Annotated in this window: 11 protein-coding genes and 5 pseudogenes; 8 read left to right on the top strand and 8 right to left on the bottom strand. The window is 72.0% G+C overall.

Translation table 11 applies throughout. From position 1 onward, the window contains the following. Window positions 1–37: 37 nt before the first annotated feature. The gene (locus QUE51_RS07130; RefSeq protein WP_286278852.1) at window positions 38–862 is read left to right on the top strand and encodes a glycoside hydrolase family 25 domain-containing protein; all 825 of its coding nucleotides are present in this window, start codon (window positions 38–40) and stop codon (window positions 860–862) included. Here the strand turns inward: QUE51_RS07130 and QUE51_RS07125 are convergent. Both QUE51_RS07125 and QUE51_RS07120 read right to left on the bottom strand, forming a co-directional pair. Continuing rightward, window positions 859–1,500, bottom strand: a complete 642-nt coding sequence (locus QUE51_RS07125) for a hypothetical protein (RefSeq protein WP_286278851.1) — start codon at window positions 1,498–1,500, stop codon at window positions 859–861. The genes QUE51_RS07130 and QUE51_RS07125 overlap by 4 nt on opposite strands. After that, the gene (locus QUE51_RS07120; RefSeq protein WP_286278850.1) at window positions 1,392–1,790 is read right to left on the bottom strand and encodes a hypothetical protein; all 399 of its coding nucleotides are present in this window, start codon (window positions 1,788–1,790) and stop codon (window positions 1,392–1,394) included. Before QUE51_RS07120 ends, QUE51_RS07125 begins: the two co-directional genes overlap by 109 nt. 48 nt (window positions 1,791–1,838) lie before the next feature. Between QUE51_RS07120 and QUE51_RS07115 the strand changes: the two genes are divergently transcribed. Continuing rightward, on the top strand, window positions 1,839–2,951 hold the full coding sequence (locus tag QUE51_RS07115) for a class I mannose-6-phosphate isomerase (RefSeq protein ID WP_286278849.1): 1,113 nt from the start codon (window positions 1,839–1,841) through the stop codon (window positions 2,949–2,951). On the opposite strand, the pseudogene QUE51_RS07110 reads toward QUE51_RS07115, so the two are convergent. After that, window positions 2,855–4,143: pseudogene (locus tag QUE51_RS07110) on the bottom strand (MFS transporter). The gene QUE51_RS07115 and the pseudogene QUE51_RS07110 overlap by 97 nt on opposite strands. Before the next feature lie 91 nt (window positions 4,144–4,234). After that, window positions 4,235–5,173, bottom strand: coding sequence for an ROK family protein (locus tag QUE51_RS07105; RefSeq protein WP_286278848.1), 939 nt, complete (start codon window positions 5,171–5,173; stop codon window positions 4,235–4,237). A 236-nt stretch (window positions 5,174–5,409) separates the two neighbouring features. On the opposite strand from QUE51_RS07105, the pseudogene QUE51_RS07100 reads away from it, so the two are divergent. After that, a pseudogene (locus tag QUE51_RS07100) lies at window positions 5,410–6,609 on the top strand (ATP-binding cassette domain-containing protein); the annotation flags it as partial. Then, window positions 6,498–6,878 (top strand): annotated as a pseudogene (locus tag QUE51_RS18510) (ATP-binding cassette domain-containing protein); the annotation flags it as partial. The pseudogenes QUE51_RS07100 and QUE51_RS18510, both read left to right, overlap by 112 nt. A gap of 158 nt (window positions 6,879–7,036) precedes the next feature. Here QUE51_RS18510 and QUE51_RS07095 read toward each other — a convergent pair. The 4 genes from QUE51_RS07095 to QUE51_RS07080 form a co-directional block, all read right to left on the bottom strand. Beyond that, complete coding sequence (locus QUE51_RS07095) at window positions 7,037–7,636, bottom strand: hypothetical protein (protein WP_286278847.1); 600 nt, start codon at window positions 7,634–7,636, stop codon at window positions 7,037–7,039. Window positions 7,637–7,649: 13 nt separating this feature from the next. Beyond that, complete coding sequence (locus tag QUE51_RS07090; protein WP_286278846.1) at window positions 7,650–8,801, bottom strand: zinc-dependent alcohol dehydrogenase; 1,152 nt, start codon at window positions 8,799–8,801, stop codon at window positions 7,650–7,652. A 139-nt stretch (window positions 8,802–8,940) separates the two neighbouring features. Continuing rightward, a complete protein-coding gene (locus tag QUE51_RS07085; RefSeq protein WP_286278845.1) occupies window positions 8,941–9,540 on the bottom strand; it encodes a hypothetical protein in 600 nt (199 codons plus the stop codon). A 108-nt stretch (window positions 9,541–9,648) separates the two neighbouring features. Next, window positions 9,649–10,668: a PHP domain-containing protein gene (locus QUE51_RS07080; RefSeq protein WP_286278844.1), complete on the bottom strand. Its 1,020-nt coding sequence runs from the start codon at window positions 10,666–10,668 to the stop codon at window positions 9,649–9,651. A gap of 54 nt (window positions 10,669–10,722) precedes the next feature. On the opposite strand from QUE51_RS07080, the pseudogene QUE51_RS07075 reads away from it, so the two are divergent. From QUE51_RS07075 to QUE51_RS07060, 4 genes and pseudogenes are all read left to right on the top strand, one after another. After that, a pseudogene (locus QUE51_RS07075) lies at window positions 10,723–11,732 on the top strand (LacI family DNA-binding transcriptional regulator). A 126-nt stretch (window positions 11,733–11,858) separates the two neighbouring features. Then, window positions 11,859–13,025, top strand: coding sequence for an L-rhamnose isomerase (gene rhaI / locus QUE51_RS07070; RefSeq protein ID WP_286278843.1), 1,167 nt, complete (start codon window positions 11,859–11,861; stop codon window positions 13,023–13,025). 100 nt (window positions 13,026–13,125) lie between these two features. After that, a complete protein-coding gene (locus QUE51_RS07065) occupies window positions 13,126–14,034 on the top strand; it encodes an alpha/beta hydrolase (protein WP_286278842.1) in 909 nt (302 codons plus the stop codon). Further along, a pseudogene (locus tag QUE51_RS07060) lies at window positions 14,031–16,066 on the top strand (bifunctional aldolase/short-chain dehydrogenase). Before QUE51_RS07065 ends, QUE51_RS07060 begins: the two are co-directional and overlap by 4 nt. Window position 16,067: the final 1 nt, after the last annotated feature.

Genomic DNA, 16,067 nt, shown 5'->3' with positions numbered 1-16,067 from the left:
CGTTGCCGCCCCTGTCCGGGTCCCGCATACTTGCCCGATGCGGAAGCCGCTCCTCAAGGCCGTCGCCACCGTCGTCACCGCTGTGGCGATGGCGGTCGTCGCGCCGACGGCGGCGTTCGCGAAGCCGCCGGGACCGGAGCCCAAGCCCGTCGTGAGCTCGACTCTGGGCAACGACATCTCCTGGCCGCAGTGCGGCAAGGCCCTCCCGTCGGGTCAGGCGTTCGGGATCGTGGGAGTCACCGGTGGACTGGCGAACGACTCCAACCCGTGCTTCGGCGCGCAGCTGAGCTGGGCGCAGGGCTCGTCGGGCGCGACGGGCCAGCCGAGGACCGCGCTCTACATCAACACCGCCAATCCCGGGGTCCTCGCCGAATGGTGGCCGTCCGCCAACACCACGAGGCAGGGCAGCCCGGTCGCGAATCCGTACGGCACATGCACCCACGGCGACGACGAGGCCTGTGCCTACGTCTACGGCTACGCCATGGCCCAGGACGACGCCACCCTGCGTGGTGTGGTGACCCCCTCCAGCTACCTCTGGTGGCTCGACGTGGAGACCGAGAACACGTGGTCGCCGACTGATCTGGCCGCCAACGCGGCCGCCCTCGAGGGGATGACCGCCTACCTGGAGGGGATCGGCGCCCGGGTCGGCCTCTACTCGACCAACTTCCAGTGGAGCGTCATCGTGGGTCCCGTCTCGGCCACGAGCAACCTCAACGGCCTGCCGAGCTGGCTGGCGGGCGCCTCCTCCGAGAAGGACGCCCGCTCCCGCTGCCTCTCCGGGACGCCGCTCACCCCGGGCGGAACGGTCGCCGTCGTGCAGTACATCGCGAAGAACCTCGACTACAACGTGTCCTGCTTCTAGCCGCGCACGCGCTCCTCGGCGTCGCGGACCGACTCCCGCGCGCGCTCGCTGTCGCGCTTCGCCCGGTCGACCGCGGTGAGCGCGGCGTCCCGCTCCTCGTCGAGCGTCTCCAGCTCGTCCTCGACCCCGCTGACCTTCTCCTGCACCGACGCGAGCCGGTCCTGCAGCTCGGCTAGCTCGGCGCTGAGCCTCCGCCGCTCGTCCCGCAGCCGGTCCCGGCGTGCCCGGGCCTCATCCCGGCGGCGTTCGACGTCGTCCCGCGCTCGCTCGGCCTCGGAGGAGGCCGCCTCCGCCGCAGCCGCCTCCTCCCGGGCCGCGGCCAGCTCGCGCTCTGCGACCTCCCGGCGCTTCTGGTCGAGCTCGTCCACGCGCGCCGCTCCCCGCGCCCGCGGCTTCGGCGCGGACGGCGCGGGCGATGCCGCACCTCCCTCCACGGCGACCGCGTCCGTGAGGTCGACGTCGAGTCCTTCGGCGGCCAGCGAGCGCACGAGCCGGCCCGTGCGCAGGGCCTCCGCCGCGGACTCGTCCGTCATCGCCGCCTGCAGCGTGTGCTCCAGCTCCTCGACCGCTGCGCCGCTGAGGGACTGTCCGTGCGTGGCGGCCAGCCGAGCCGCCTCCTTGCCGAGCGCTGCCACCACCTGCCGGCGCTGGGCGCCGAGGGTCTTGAGGGCGGCCGGATCCAGGTCCTCCTGCGCCTCGCGGAGCAGCGCCCCGAGGAGACCACCTGGTCCACCTGGTCGGCCCGCTCGCGGACGAGCAGGTTGGCCGCCCAGGCGGCGACCGAGGGCCGGGGAAGCCTCGCGACCGCGGCGGCGAGGTCCCGGTCGCCCTCGGTGCGGATCTCCTTGGCCCGCGCGTTGCGCTCGGCGGTGAACGAGCCGGGCACGAGGCCGTACAGCTCATCCGCGATCTGCCGCAGGTCCGCCACGGCGCTATCCTCTCGCATGCCGGTACCCGCACCTCTCCAGGAGGCAGCATGAGCCTCGCGCCCGTCGCCCTCGGCCCCAACCAGCCGGATCGCCCCTACCGCGGTGGCGCCGGCATCGCCCCATTCCGTCGCGTCCCGCAGCCGAGCCCGTTCTCTCCCGAGGACTTCGTGGGCTCGACCACCGAGATCTTCGCGGGTGGAGGCGTCGGGCTGAGCACTCTGCCGTCGGGCGAGCTCCTGCGCGACGCGGTGGCGGCGGATCCCGTGGGCTACCTCGGCGCCCAGCACGTCGGCCGGTTCGGCCCCTCGACCGAGCTGCTCGTGAAGCTGCTCGACACCGGCGAGCGCCTCTTCGTCCACCTCCACCCCGACGGCCCGTTCGCGGCCGAGCACCTCGCCCTGCCGCACGGCAAGACCGAGGCATGGATCGTGACCGCGGTCGCCGATGCCGATACCTCGGCGCACCTGGGGTTCACGCGCGACGTGACCGCCGAGGAGGTCGAGGCGTGGGTCGACGGCCAGGATTCCGCCGGGATGCTCGGCGCGATGCACCGCGTCCCCCTCGAAGCGGGGACCACGCTCCTCGTGCCCGCCGGGATGCCCCACGCGATCGGCGCGGGCGTCACGCTGGTCGAGCTCCAGGAGCCCAGCGACCTGTCGATCCTGCTCGAGTACGCCGGCTACCGCGGCCTCGGGCCCGCGGACGCATTCCTCGGGCTCGAGCGGTCCGTCGCGCTCGGCGCCCTGGACCGGCGTGCGGTGACGCCGGAGCGCATCGCCGAGCTCTTGTCGAGCCGCAGAACGGAAGGGGGAGCACTCCGCTCTTCCCCGCAGAGGCCGATGGCTTCTTCCGAGCCGAGCGGCTCAGCGGGCCGGTGGAGCTCGCCGCGGGCTTCTCGATCCTGGTCATCCTGGACGGCGCAGGGACGCTGTCCTGGGCGGAGGGGAGCTCGCCGTCTCGCGCGGACACACCCTCCTCGTGCCGCACGGCGCGGGGCCCGTCGCGCTCGACGGCAAGCTGACCGCCGTGCGCTGCCGCCCACCGGCGCCCTGAGCCGCGGCGGTCACGCGGGAAGCGGGCGGCGACCGCGGGCGATGCCCACGCTGACGACCGCCGCGACCGCGCAGAGGGCCGCGGCGGCGAGCCAGGCGATGCCGTAGTCGCCGAAGCTGTCGCGCAGGAGGCCCGCGCCGATCGCGGCGAGCGACGCACCGACCTGGTGGGAGGCGAAGACCCACCCGTAGACCACGGACCCCTCACTGCCGAAGACCTCCCGGCACAGAGCCGCAGTGGGCGGCACCGTGGCCACCCAGTCGAGCCCGTAGATCACGACGAAGATCACGATCGGCGGCTGGACCGTCGAACCGAGGAGCACGGGGAGGAGCAGCAGCGAAAGGCCACGTCCCGTGTAGTAGACGGCGAGCAGGATCCGGGGTTCACCCGGTCCGTCAGCCACCCGGAGGCGATGGTGCCCACGACGTCGAAGATGCCGACCACGGCGAGCAGCCCCGCTGCGGTGGTCTCCGGGACGCCATGGTCGTGCAGGCTCGGAATGAAGTGCGTGCCGATGAGACCGTTCGTCGTCGCGCCGCAGATCCCGAAGCCGACGACGAGCGCCCAGAACGTGCGCACCTTCGCGGCACGGCGCAGCACGTCGAGGGCGCGCTTCGCGGGATTGCCGGGGCTGCGGGGCGGGGGAGCGACGACGGCGTCATCCGGCGAGCCGAACGGCGTGACGCCGAGGTCGGCGGGCGAGTCGCGAAGGAGCGTGGCCACGAGCGGGACCACGGCGAGCGCGATGCCCGCGATGAGCAGCGACGCGTAGCGCCAGCTCTGGTTCTCCGCGAGCGACGCCACGATCGGCAGGAAGATCAGCTGGCCGGTCGCGCTGCCCGCCGTGAGCACGCCGGTGACGAGCCCCTTCCGCCGCAGGAACCAGCGGTCCGCCACCATCGCCGCGAAGACGAGGGCCATCGACCCGGTGCCCAGCCCGATCAGGAGGCCCCAGGTCAGGTTGAGCATCCACGCCTGGGTGACGAAGATGCTGAGAGCTGCGCCGGCCGCGATGAGCACCAGCGCGGTGCTCGTCACCCTCCGCAGACCGAACCGCTCCATGAGGGCCGCGGCAAACGGCGCGGTCAGCCCGAACAGCAGGATGTTGATCCCGACGGGCACCGACAGCTCGCTGCGCGACCAGCCGAACTCGTCCTCCAGCGGAACGAGGAGGGCGCTCGGCGCGCTCCGGAATCCGGCAGCGCCGACGAGGGCGAGGAACGCGACCCCGGCGACGATCCAGGCGGGGTGCAGCCGGCGGCGGGCGGGTGCTTTCACGGTCACCGGTCGATTCTGCACGCGCTTCTGCTCCCAGCACGCGCGCTTCCCGTGCAGTTCCGGCCACTCGCCGACGAAGTGCCGCCCGACGTGGCGGCGAGGGGGCATCGGGTCAGGCGGAGGGCAGCAGCTCGGCCCTATGGATCAGCGCCGCCGCCCCGATGAGCGGGCCGTCCACGCCGAGTCCCGAGCGGACCACGCGCACCCGGCGGGCGTAGTCGAAGAGCGCCGCATCCTCTGCCGCGCGCTGGACGAGGGCGATGTAGTCATCGGCGACGTCGACGAAGCCGCCGCCGATCGCGACGATCTCGAGGTCGAGCAGGGTCGCCGCGTTGGCGATCCCCTCGCCCAGCGCCGCCGCGGAGCGCTCGATGCCGGCGCGGGCGATGCGGTCGCCTTCCCGGGCCGACCTCGACAGGTCCCGTCCGTCTTCGCCCGACCAGCCCTGTTCCCGCGCCCACGCCACGGTGCGAGGGCCGCTCGCGAGCTCCTCGACGGTGACCGGACCCGGCTCCTCCGCCCGGCCCCGGATCCGCATCTGCCCCAGGTGGCCGGCGTTGCCACCCGAACCCCCCAGTAGACGCCCCTCGACGATGATCCCCCCGCCCACCCCGGTCGAGACGACGAGGGCGAGCGAGTTCGCGATGCCGCGAGTGGCACCGACCCAGTGCTCGGCGAGCGCGATGCACGTGCCGTCGAGGCGGAAGGCGACGGGCACCTCCGGCAGGAGGGCGCGGACGGCGGCCACGAGCGGGAAGCCCCTGACACCCGGCATGTTGACGGGCTCCGTCGTACCGGCGCGCAGGTCGATCGGTCCGGCAGAGCCGACCCCCGCGCCCACCAGCTGGGCGTCGCCCCGTTCGGCGAGCGCCCTCCCGACCACCTCCTGCAGCGCCGCCCGGAGGCGCTCCGGCGTGCAATCCGGTCCCGTCGCCGCCCGGAAGCGACTCGCCGGGACGACCACGCCCTCCGGATCGACCAGAGCCGCCTCCACCTTGGTGCCCCCGAGGTCGAGGGCGAGCGCGAGCCGGGAGGGTCGGGGCACCGTCATGACCCCAGTATCGCGGGGTAGGGGACAGCGCCGCGGCGCTCGGCATCGTCGCCCGCTCGCGGCCTCGCTCCGCCTCTTGCAGATCCGCTCCCCGACTGGCACACTCGGTTCCCGTTCCCTACGGAAGGCACCCCCGGTGAAGATCGTCGACGGTTCCGCGCCCTCGTCCGCGCGCTGACGTCGACTCTGCCGTACCGGCTCCGCGTCAGTGCATCCACTGACACCTCGGGAGCCGCATGTCTGCGATCCGCACCCCTTCCCTCGTCCTGACCGACGTCGGCTACACCTGGCCCGACGGCACCATCGCGCTGCAGGGCCTGACCGCCGCGTTCGGTCGCGGCCGTACCGGCCTTGTCGGCGCGAACGGCGCCGGCAAGTCGACCCTGCTGCGCCTGCTCTCCGGGGAGCTCACCCCCACCAGCGGCACCATCACGGCCGAGGGCGAGGTCGACGTGCTGCCGCAGACCCTGACGCTCCGCACCTCGGCCACCGTCGCGGACCTCCTCGGCGTGCGGGAGCAGCTCGACGCCTACCGCGCGATCCTCGCCGGCGAGGCCTCCCCGGCGAACTTCGAGACCCTCGGCGACGACTGGGAGGTCGAGACGCGGGCGACCGCCGCCGTGCGTGAGGCCGGGCTGGACGAGGGCGACCTCGACCGGCCGGTCGGGACCCTCTCGGGCGGCGAGGCCGTGCTGACCGCCATCGCGGGCATCCGGCTGCGCGGCGCCCCGATCGCCCTCCTCGACGAGCCGACGAACAACCTTGATCGGGAGGCCCGGGCCCGCCTGTCGGCGATGGTCGCCACGTGGCGAGGCACGCTCGTGGTCGTCAGCCACGATGTGCGTCTCCTCGACGAGCTGGACGAGACTGCCGAGCTGCGGGCGGGGTCGCTCACCCTGTTCGGCGGCCCCTACTCGGCCTACCGAGAGCGCGTCGACCTCGAGCAGAGCGCCGCCGAGCAGGCGGAGCGCACGGCCAAGCAGGCGCTCGTCCAGGAGAAGCGCCAGCGGCGGGAGGCCGAGGCGAAGATCGCCCAGCGGAATCGCGCGGGGCGGAAGGCGGCCGAGAGCATGCCGAAGATCCTCGCGAACGCGTACAAGAACTCGGCGGAGGTGTCCTCGGGGAAGCTGCGCGGCACTCTCGACGACCGGGTCCGATCGGCCAGGGATCGGCTCGAGGTGGCGGGCAGCCGAGTCCGCGCCGACGACCGCATCCTCATCGACCTGCCCGATCCGCGCGTGCCGGCCGGTCGGCGCCTCGCGGAGCTCGCCGGGCGGACGCGGTCGGTGATCGTGCAGGGCCCCGAGCGGATCGCCCTCACCGGCCGCAACGGCGCGGGCAAGACGACCCTGCTCGCCGCGCTCGTCTCCGGCGCGGCGGCCGGGAACGGGGCGCTCACCGCGGTCGCCCACACCGCCCGCATCGGCTACCTGACCCAGCGCCTGGATGGACTCGACGATGCGGCGAGTGCGATCGAGAACGTGCGGTCGACCGCGCCGTCCGTTCCACCGGGGGACGTGCGCAACCGACTGGCGCGCTTCCTCATCCGGGGGACACGGTGGATCGGCCGGTCGGGACCCTCTCCGGCGGCGAGCGCTTCCGGGTGCTGCTGGCGCGGCTGCTGCTCGCGGATCCTCCGCCTGAGCTGCTCGTGCTCGACGAGCCGACGAACAACCTGGACCTGCCGAGCCTCGAACAGCTCGTCGATGCGCTCTCCGGCTACCGGGGCGCGCTCCTCGTCGTGAGCCACGATGAGGCGTTCCTCCGCCGGCTCGGCATCACGACCTGGGTGGAGCTCGAGGACGGCGATCTGCGCACGTACGACCCGGACGCCTGGTGACGTCCGGGCCGTAGGTGAGGCGGTCAGCCCTTTGCGAGCCGCCGGATCACGCGGAAGGCGACCCAGCCGAGGAGCACGGTCGGGCCGGCCACGATCACCGGATCGAGCCACATGTGCTTCGTGTCGGTCCGGTTGCGCCCGAACCGGGAGCCGATGCCGTCTCGCTTGAATTCGGCGAGGATCCCGGTCTCGGTGATGATGTTGTCCGGCTTCAGCTGCGCGAGCGCGGTGAACCGGCTCTCGACCACGTCGACGCGGTCGCCGAGCACCAGCAGCATCCAGTGGGCGACGCGGCCCTCGCTGAAGCGGTCGTAGGCGTAGGCGCGGATCATCCCGGACAGGCCCTTGAGCGGCTGCGCGGTTCCGAAGACGGGCGGAAGGAACTTGTGCTCGATCGACCGCTCCCGCGGCACCAGCTCGGGCTGCAGGTCCGGGATGTCCCAGTGCGCTCCGCTCTCCAGGGATTGCTCCCGGGGGAAGGCGGGCCGGTCGGCGGGGTCGAGGTCCGCACCCCAGCCCGGGATGCGCGCCTTGAGCTCCTCGATGGTCTCGCGCGGCTCCGACTTCTCCGCCGGGTAGCCTCCGCGGCCCGGTCCGCCCGGGCGATCGTCGACGTTCGTCATCGTGCGCTCCTTCCTACGCCGCGCTCGGCGGGATCACGACGGTCTTGATGCAGTTGTCGAGCTTCGAGGAGAACATGTGGTACCCCTCCGCGATCTCGTCGAGGGGGATGCGGTGGGTGATGATGTCGCTCGGCTTGAGGTAGCCGTTGCGGATGTGCTCGAAGAGTCGCGGCCACTGGCGCTTCACCGGCGCCTGATTCATCCGGAGCGTGAGTCCCTTGTTGACGGCGTCGCCGAACTTGATCGCACTCGGGACCGGCCCGTAGACGCCCATCACCGAGACGGTCCCGCCCTTGCGAGCGGAGTCGATCGCCCAGTTCAGGGCGATGGGGGATCCTCCCTGGAGCTTGAGCTTCGCGCCGGTGGCGTGCTGGAGCAGGCTTCCGTCCGCCTCCGCCCCCACGGCATCGATCACCCGGTCGGCGCCGACGTTGTCGGTCGTCTTCTTCATCTCCACGACGATGTCGTCGTACTCGACGAAGTTGTAGGTCTCGGCGTGCGCGAAGGTGCGCGCCTTGTCGAGCCGGTAGTCGATGTGGTCGACCACGATCACCCGGCCCGCGCCCATGAGCCACGAGGACTGGGCGGCGAAGAGCCCGACCGGGCCCGCGCCGAACACCACCACGGTGTCGCCCTGCTCGATGTCGGCCAGCTGCGCGCCGAAGTACCCGGTCGAGCACGCGTCGGTGAGCATGAGCGCGTCCTCATCCTCGATGTCGTCCGGGATGATCATCGGTCCGACGTCCGCGAACGGGACCCGCACGTACTCGGCCTGCCCGCCGTCGTACCCGCCGGTCGTGTGGGAGTAGCCGTAGATGGCCCCGACCGCGGTCGCATTCGGGTTGACGTTGCTGCAGTTGGACCACAGACCCCGCGCGCAGAAGAAGCAGGAGCCGCAGTAGATGTTGAACGGCACCATCACCTTGTCGCCGCGCTTGAGGTTCTGCACGCTCGAGCCGACCTGCTCGACGATGCCGATGAACTCGTGGCCGAAGGTGTGCCCGACCCGGAGGTCGGTCATGATCCCGTGGTAGAGGTGCAGGTCCGACCCGCAGATCGCCGCCCGGGTCACCCGGACGATCGCATCGTTCGGATGCTCAATCTTCGGCATGTCCTTCTCTTCGACACGGACACGGTAGGGACCGCGGTAGACCATCGCACGCATACGCGCCTCCAGAGGGGTGTGGTTCCTTCACGCTGTCACCGCGGTCTCGCCCCCTCAAGGGGTTGCGGCCCCACGCGCAAGGCGTCACCCCCTCCCTCGCCCTCTCCATCTCCCTCGGGATGCGCGGCGGGGGCGCCGGTCACCGGAGCACGCCGGTGCGGCGGAGCTCCAGATCGGTGAGCACACTTACCACGGCCGGGTCGCCCGCCCGCCAGCCGCCCGCAGGATCCGGCACGAGGGCGAGGAGACGGGCCGGCGGGGCGGTCATGAGGGCGCGCAGCGCGAGCAGCCCGCGCCCCTCCGAGGTGGAGGCGAGCGCGGCGGCCGCTCGGGCCTGCCGCACGAAGGCGAGGCGCCGCCGCAGCCACACCGTCAGCACGACCGCGATGGGGGTCAGGGCCACGAGCAGCCCGATCACCACGCCGAGCGTCTCGAACAGCCGCTGCTGATCCTGACCGGAGGCGATCAGCGACGCGCCCACCTTGCTCGCGTCTCGGAACGGCGCCGAGGCCGCATCGCCGACCAGGGGAAGGCCCCCGAGCGCCTTCGCGGCGTCGGTCATGGATCCTTGAAGCCGCTCCCCCGCCTCCTCGACCCCGCGTCCCAGCGCTGCCAGCGCACCGACCGCCGCACCGACGGCAGCTCCGAGCACGATCGACAGAACGATGGCGGCGATCGCGGCCACGTCCGAGAGGACCTGGCGACTGCGCACGAGGGGAGACGCGGAGTAGAGCTGCATTCCTCCACCCTGCCGTGCAGGTCGCCGACGGAGCAGGGGCTGGACGGCGCGGCGGACTCCTCGGTCTGCGTCCTGCCCGGCCGGCGAAGACACGGACCAGCCGGCAGCTCAGCGCTTGGCGGAGGTCCACTCCAGGAGGCGGTCGAGCGGCCAGGTCGTGATGATCCGATCCGCCGGCACCCCGTTCGCGGCGGCGCGCTCCGCGCCGTAGTCCAGGAAGGCGAGCTGGCCGGGCGCGTGGGCGTCCGTGTCGATGCTGAACAGGCAGCCCATGGAGACCGCGAGCTGGAGCAGGTCGTCCGGCGGATCCTGCCGCTCGGGCCGCGAGTTGATCTCCACCGCCACGTCGTGCTCGACGCAGGCGCCGAACACCGCCTCGGCGTCGAACTCGGACTGGGGACGCGTCCCCCGGCCGCCCTGCACGAGCCGCCCCGTGCAGTGGCCGAGGACGTTGGTGTGCGGATCCCGGATCCCACCGAGCATGCGCTCCGTCATCACGTCCTTCGGCGAGCGGAGCTTCGAGTGCACACTGGCGACGACCACGTCGAGCTTCGCGAGCATGTCCGGTGTCTGGTCGAGCGTGCCGTCCTCCAGGATGTCGACCTCGATGCCGCTGAGGAGCCGGAACCCGTCGAGCCGGGCGTTGATCCCGGCGACGACCTCGAGTTCCTGGTCCAGTCGCTCGCTCGTGAGCCCGTTCGCGATCGTCAGGTTCGGCGAGTGGTCGGTCAGCGCCTGGTACTCCCGGCCGAGCACGCGCGCAGCATCCACCATGAGCTCGATCGGGGTCGTGCCGTCCGACCACTCGCTGTGCGCGTGGAGGTCGCCGCGCAGCCGGGCGCGCAGCTCCCGGCCGCCCTCGGTCAGCGGCTCGGCACCCCGCTCGCGGAGGGCTGCCAGGTACTCGGGGACCTCGCCGTCCACCGCCTGACGGACCACCTCGAAGCTGCGTCCCCCGATGCCCTTGACGCTCTTGAGGCGGCCATCCCGGGCACGCGCGGCGACGTCGGCGGGCGGCAGCGCGGCGATCGCCGTGCCGGCGCGGCGGAAGGCCTGAACCTTGAATCCGGGGGCCTGCTCGCGCTCGAGCCAGAAGGCGATCTCATGCAGGGCGGCGACGGGGTCCACGGGTCCATCCTGCCTCGCAGCGTGCCATCATGAGCGTCCGAGCAGAGGAGGGGCATGCCTGCCGCCAGTGTGCGCGACGTCGCCGTGCTCGCCGGCGTCTCGGTGGGGACCGTGTCCAACGTCCTCAACCGGCCGCACCGCGTGTCTCCTGAGGCCGTCGAACGCGTCCACCGCGCGATCGACGAGCTCGGCTACATCCGCAACGACGCCGCCCGCCAGCTGCGCGCGGGCCGCAGCAGCACCATCGGGCTGGTCGTGCTCGACGTCAGCAACCCGTTCTTCGCCGACGTGGCGCGCGGCGCCCAGGACGAGGCCCGCTCCGCCGACTTCACGGTCGTGCTCGGCAACAGCGACGAGGACGACGAGCAGGAGAGCGCGTTCCTCGACCTGTTCGAGAAGCAGCGCGTGCACGGCATCCTTCTCTCCCCACCGGCGACGTCGACGAGCGCCTGCGCCGCCTGCGGACCCGCGGCATCCCGGCGGTCCTCGTGGACCGCCGCAGCGACGACCGCTCGGTGAGCTCGGTCGCGGTGGACGACGTTGCAGGCGGCCGGCTGGCCGTCGAGCACCTGCTGGCGTCGGGCCGTCGCCACATCGCCTTCGTCGGCGGGCCGACCGCGGTCCGCCAGGTGGCCGACCGTCTGCGCGGCGCACGCCAGGCCGCGGAGAAGAGCGGCGCTGCGCTGGAGCTCGTCGAGACGTCGTCCCTCACCGTCCTGGAGGGCCGGCGAGCCGGGGAGCTGCTCGCCTCCCGGCCCGCCGCCGAGCGTCCCGACGCCATCTTCGCGGCGAACGACCTCGTCGCCGTGGGCCTCCTCCAGGCGCTCGTCATGAATCGATCGCTGCGGGTCCCGAAGGACATCGCGCTCATCGGCTACGACGACATCGACTTCGCGAGCACGGCCGTCGTCCCGCTGTCGTCGATCCGCCAGCCCAGCAGACTCATCGGCGAGACCGCGGTGCGCATCCTGCTCGAGGAGGCCGAGGATCCGGACCGGGAGCCGCAGGACGTGGTCTTCCAGCCCGAGCTGGTGCAGCGCGCCTCCTCCGCCGGCCGCGGGTGATACCACCCGTCCGCGGGAGGAAGCACAACCGCGGAGGGGCGGGATAACCCGCGGAAGGTTTGACAGCACCCGACGCGCTCCCGCACAATGAATCGATTCATTCGGCAGCGACGCTCTAGGACGGCCATGACCGACTTCTCCTCCATCACCGGCCTCCTCGCAGAGCAGGCCATCGAGCTGCCGTCCTGGGCGTTCGGCAACTCCGGCACCCGGTTCCGGGTGTTCCCGCAGGCCGGCGTTCCCCGAGACCCCTTCGAGAAGATCACGGATGCGGCGAAGGTCAACGAGCTCACGGGGCTGGCCCCGACGGTGGCGCTGCACATCCCGTGGGACAAGGTCGACGACTACGGGAAGCTCCGCGAGCACGCCGAGGGCCTCGGCGTCGGCCTCGGCACCATCAACTCGAACACCTTCCAGGACCAGGCTTACAAGCTCGGCAGCCTGGCCTCCTCGGACGCGGCGGTCCGCAGGCAGGCGATCGACCACCACTTCGAGTGCATCGACATCATGAACCGGACGGGATCCTCGGACCTCAAGATCTGGCTCGCCGACGGCACCAACTATCCCGGGCAGGACGACATGCGCGCCCGCCAGGACCGCCTCGCCGACTCGCTCGGCCAGATCTACGCCCGCATCGGCGACAGCCAGCGCCTGGTCCTCGAGTACAAGTTCTTCGAACCGGCGTTCTACCACACCGATGTTCCCGACTGGGGCACGTCCTACGCACAGGTGGCCGCCCTCGGCGAGAAGGCGTTCGTCTGCCTCGACACGGGCCACCACGCGCCGGGCACCAACATCGAGTTCATCGTGATGCAACTGCTGCGCCTCGGGAAGCTCGGCTCCTTCGACTTCAACTCACGGTTCTACGCCGACGACGATCTGATCGTGGGTGCCGCCGACCCGTTCCAGCTGTTCCGCATCCTCGTCGAGGTCGTCCGAGGCGGCGGCTACGGCAAGGACAGCGGAGTCGCGTTCATGCTCGACCAGTGCCACAACATCGAGAAGAAGATCCCGGGGCAGATCCGCAGCGTGCTCAACGTGCAGGAGATGACGGCGCGGGCTCTGCTGATCGACCGCGACGCCCTCGGCGCCGCGCAGCAGGCGGGCGACGTGCTGGGCGCCAACGACGTCCTCATGGACGCCTTCTACACCGACGTCCGTCCGGCACTCGCGGAGTGGCGCGAGTCCCGCGGCCTCCCCGCGAACCCGATGAGGGCCTACGCCGAGAGCGGCTACCAGGCGAAGATCGAGGCCGAGCGCGTCGGCGGCGACCAGGCGGGGTGGGGAGCTTGAGTGAATGAGGTCCGGTGGACCTCCTTCACCCAAGCTCTGTCGAGCGCAGTGCAACGGAGCGAGCGCGCGCAGTATGCGCGCCAGACCAAGAAGGACGACGATGACGTTCATTGACACGGCGGGCGTGACCGTCGCCGACCGCACCCTCGACGGCCCCCACGGCCCTCTCCGCGTCCGCACCTACGAGCCGGCCGGCTCCGCGACCCCGAGCGCCGGCTTCGTCTGGGTGCACGGCGGCGCCTTCGCCTTCGGCGAGCTCGACATGCCGGAGGCCGACTGGGTCTCCCGCAGGATCGCCGCCGCCGGCATCCCGGTGATCTCCGTCGACTACCAGCTCTCGGGAACGCGGGGCTTCCCCGAGGACTTCCGCGACGAGCGCCGCGACGGCGCGCTCTTCCCGGTCGCCTCCGAGGAGGTCTCCGCCGCGTTCGTGTGGGCCACGAGCACCACCGAGTTCGGCGTGCCCGCCGGCAGCTGGTCCCTCGGCGGCGCGAGCGCAGGCGGCAACCTGGTCGCCGGTGCAACGCTCCGGCTGCGGGATGAGGGACCGGTGCTTCCCCGCTCCCTCGTGCTGGCCTACCCTCTCCTCCACGCTGAGCTGCCCGAGCACCGGCCCGAGCTCGCGGCGAAGGTCGCGGCCCTCCCCGCGGAGGCGCGCTTCGAGCCGGCGTCTGTCGCCGCGATCAACCTCAACTACGCCGGCAGCGCGGCCGCACTGGCCGACCCCTACGCGTTCGCGGGCGGCGCCGACCTGCACGGCCTTCCCCCGACGTTCGTCCTCAACTCGGACGCCGACAGCCTCCGCTCGACGGGCGAGCTGTTCGCCGCCGAGCTGGCGGCCGCGGGCGTCGACACCCTGCTGGTCCGCGAGGACGGCACCCGCCACGGCCACCTCAACGAGCCCGACAACCCGGGCGCCCATCGCAGCGTACGGCGCATCGTCGCCTGGCTGACCACGACCGACCTCGTGGGCACCGCCCACGAAACCTCTGGAGACGCGCACCCGTGACCAACCCCACCGTCGAGGCGCTGCTCGCCCGATCCAACCGGCTCGGCGCCGACCCGAAGAACACGAACTACGCGGGCGGCAACACGTCGGCCAAGGGCATCGAGACCGACCCGGTCACGGGCGAGCAGGTCGAGCTCATGTGGGTCAAGGGCTCCGGCGGCGACCTCGGAACACTGAAGGAGTCAGGCCTCGCGGTGCTGCGGCTCGACCGGCTGCGCGCGCTGAAGGGCGTCTACCCGGGGGTCGAGCGCGAGGACGAGATGGTCGCCGCGTTCGACTACACGCTGCACGGCAAGGGCGGTGCAGCCCCTTCGATCGACACGGCCATGCACGGCCTCGTCGACGCGGCGCACGTCGACCACCTGCACCCCGACTCGGGCATCGCGATCGCGACGGCCGCCGACGGCGAGGCGCTGACGAAGGAGATCTTCGGCGGCAGGGTGGTCTGGGTGCCGTGGCGACGTCCCGGCTTCCAGCTGGGCCTCGACATCGCCGAAATCAAGGAGCAGAACCCCGAGGCGATCGGCACGATCCTCGGCGGTCACGGCATCACGGCCTGGGGCGAGACGAGCGAGGAGGCGGAGGCCAACTCCCTGTGGATCATCGCCACCGCGGAGCAGTACATCGCCAAGCATGGCCGCACCGACCCCTTCGGTGGCATCCTGCCGGGCTTCGAGCCGCTTCCCGAGGACGTGCGCCGCGCCAAGGCGGCCGCCCTCGCCCCGGCCATCCGCGGGCTCGCCTCCACCGACCGGCCGATGGTCGGCCACTTCACCGACGCCGGCGAGGTCCTCGACTTCCTCGCCCGCGCCGAGCACCCCGGCTCGCCGCCCTCGGCACCAGCTGCCCCGACCACTTCCTGCGCACCAAGGTCAAGCCCATGCTGCTCGACCTGCCCGCCACCGCTTCGGTGGAGGACTCCGTCGCGCGGCTGAAGGAGCTGCACGAGGCCTACCGGGCCGACTACCGGGCGTACTACGAGGCACACGCCTCGGCGGACTCCCCCGCCATGCGCGGGGCCGACCCCCTGATCGTTCTCGTGCCCGGCGTCGGGCTGTTCAGCTATGGGGCGAACAAGCAGACCGCTCGGGTCGCGAGCGAGTTCTACATCAACGCCATCAACGTGATGCGCGGGGCGGAGTCGCTCTCGACCTACGCACCGATCTCCGACGAGGAGAAGTTCCGCATCGAGTATTGGGCCCTCGAGGAGGCCAAGCTCCAGCGGATGCCGAAGCCCAAGTCGCACGCCACCCGCATCGCCCTGGTTACCGGAGCGGCGTCCGGCATCGGCAAGGCCATCGCCACCCGGCTCGCGGCGGAGGGCGCCTGCGTCGTCATCGCCGACCTCGACCTCGAGAAGGCGGAGGCGGCCGCCGCCGAGCTCGGCAGCGCCGACGTGGCGATCGGGGTGCAGGCGAATGTCACCGACCCCCTCCAGGTGCAGGCCGCCGTGGATGCCGCCGTGCTCGCATTCGGCGGGCTCGACCTGGTCGTCAACAACGCGGGCCTGTCCCTGTCGAAGCCCCTGCTGGAGACCACCGAGGCCGACTGGGACCTGCAGCACGACGTCATGGCGAAGGGCTCGTTCCTCGTCTCCAAGGCGGCGGCGCGGGTGCTGATCGATCAGCAGCTCGGCGGCGACGTCATCTACATCTCGTCCAAGAACTCGGTGTTCGCCGGGCCCAACAACATCGCCTACTCCGCCGCGAAGGCGGACCAGGCCCACCAGGTGCGCCTCCTCGCGGTCGAGCTGGGCGAGCACGGCGTTAAGGTCAACGGCATCAACCCGGACGGCGTCGTGCGCGGCTCCGGGATCTTCGCCGCCGGCTGGGGCGCGAACCGGGCGAAGACCTACGGCATCCCCGAGGAGGACCTCGGCAAGTTCTACGCGCAGCGCACCATCCTCAAGCGCGAGGTGCTGCCCGAGAACGTGGCCAACGCGGTCGCCGTCCTCACCGGTCCCGACCTCAGCCACACCACAGGACTGCACATCCCCGTCGACGCCGGCGTCGCCGCCGCGTTCCTCCGGTGAC

Origin of the sequence: Naasia aerilata, from assembly GCF_030296595.1 — a bacterium.
GTDB classification, from domain to species: domain Bacteria; phylum Actinomycetota; class Actinomycetes; order Actinomycetales; family Microbacteriaceae; genus Naasia; species Naasia aerilata.
The sequence above is the reverse complement of the archived record's forward strand: the minus strand, read 5'-3'. Positions and strand labels throughout refer to the sequence as shown.

Excerpts from the sequence above, each read along its gene's own strand:
- QUE51_RS07130 (WP_286278852.1), top strand. The coding sequence starts at position 38 with ATGCGGAAGCCGCTCCTCAAGGCCGTCGCCACCGTCGTCACCGCTGTG.
- QUE51_RS07115 (WP_286278849.1), top strand. The coding sequence starts at position 1,839 with ATGAGCCTCGCGCCCGTCGCCCTCGGCCCCAACCAGCCGGATCGCCCC.
- QUE51_RS07105 (WP_286278848.1), bottom strand. The coding sequence starts at position 5,173 with ATGACGGTGCCCCGACCCTCCCGGCTCGCGCTCGCCCTCGACCTCGGG.
- QUE51_RS07095 (WP_286278847.1), bottom strand. The coding sequence starts at position 7,636 with ATGACGAACGTCGACGATCGCCCGGGCGGACCGGGCCGCGGAGGCTAC.
- QUE51_RS07090 (WP_286278846.1), bottom strand. The coding sequence starts at position 8,801 with ATGCGTGCGATGGTCTACCGCGGTCCCTACCGTGTCCGTGTCGAAGAG.
- QUE51_RS07085 (WP_286278845.1), bottom strand. The coding sequence starts at position 9,540 with ATGCAGCTCTACTCCGCGTCTCCCCTCGTGCGCAGTCGCCAGGTCCTC.
- rhaI (WP_286278843.1), top strand. The coding sequence starts at position 11,859 with ATGACCGACTTCTCCTCCATCACCGGCCTCCTCGCAGAGCAGGCCATC.
- QUE51_RS07065 (WP_286278842.1), top strand. The coding sequence starts at position 13,126 with ATGACGTTCATTGACACGGCGGGCGTGACCGTCGCCGACCGCACCCTC.